This window comes from Bradyrhizobium sp. Rc3b (assembly GCF_900114915.1).
Lineage (GTDB): Bacteria > Pseudomonadota > Alphaproteobacteria > Rhizobiales > Xanthobacteraceae > Bradyrhizobium.
Window position 1 is genome coordinate 1 of the sequence record NZ_FOUS01000049.1, and the last position, 1,203, is coordinate 1,203.

Below are 1,203 nucleotides of genomic sequence, written 5' to 3' on the forward strand. Positions count from 1 at the left end.
ATGAATTGCGCGAACGCAATTTGCGCATCGTCAACGGCATGGCGAGCAGCGCGACGAAGCCCGTAATCTACATCAGCCCGGTGTCCATGGGCTTTACCGAACATACAACCGCCTTGCGCAAGACATTGCCGAACATCGCTGTCATGCAAGGTATGGACCGCGCGGTCGGCGCAATCAAGGCGCTGATCGATTATGCCGCACTCGAAAAGGACGTGCCGGATATCGTTTCCTCTTCCGACCCCCAGGCCCGGGCGCTCCTGGAAAAGACCTTGAATGGTGCCAGCGGCCCCGCGCTCGACGAGATCGTCTCCAAAAAGCTGCTCAAGGCTTATGGCATCCCGATTTCGAAGGAGGCAATAGCGCGGACGGCCGACGAGGCGGCAATTGCCGCCAGGAAGATCGGCTTCCCCGTCGTGGCAAAAGCGGTCAGCGCGGACATTTTGCACAAATCGGATGTCGGCGGCGTGGTGCTCAATCTCAATAGCACGGCCGAGGTAAAAGAGGCATTCAACGACATCGCCGCCCGTGTCAGGAATTTGAAGGGAAAGCCTCACCTCCAAGGCATTTTGATCGCGCAGCAGGTCAAGGCCGATCTCGAGCTGGTGATAGGCGCCTCGCTTGATGCCGAGATGGGACCGGTGGTGCTATTCGGTACGGGGGGTGTCGATATCGAATTAATGAAAGACGTAGCGCTCGCTGGCGCGCCGATCGATGCGGCCGAGGCTGCAAAGTTGATCCGTCTCACCAAGGCCGGCGTGAAGATAAAGGGCTACCGCGGCAAACCGGCCCTGAACGAAGGCTCTGTGATTAAAGCGCTAGTCGGAGTCTCCAATTTGATCGCCGATGCTGGTGGTCGCATCGCCTCGATCGACGTCAATCCATTTCTACTCACTGCCAAAAGCGGGATCGCGGTGGACGCACTCGTGGTATTGCGGAATCATGCAAGCAAGCGCGATGGCGCCTCGTAATATTTGCATGAGTCGGCTCGATTGATTCCGGGGTAGCGCTACTGACCAGGAACAGGGCACTCCTGGTTCAGGCGATGCGGGCCATCGAATTCGAACAAGATTACGAACGGAGCTGGAGGCGCGAACGGGCGTGTTCCGCCTCAGAAGAGTCATTAGGGAAAGCCTATATGTCGGCCCTGGCGCTTTCTGGCGTCGAGATCCTTGATCTCACGCGTGTGCCCGCCGGGCCCTTGTC

The 1,203-nt window shown here is 58.4% G+C and carries 1 protein-coding gene; it reads left to right on the top strand.

Translation table 11 applies throughout. The features are described 5' to 3' along the window. Positions 1–968: acetate--CoA ligase family protein (locus BM190_RS39370; RefSeq protein ID WP_177237558.1), on the top strand; the 968-nt coding region annotated here is incomplete at its 5' end. Between the last annotated feature and the right edge of the window lie 235 nt (positions 969–1,203).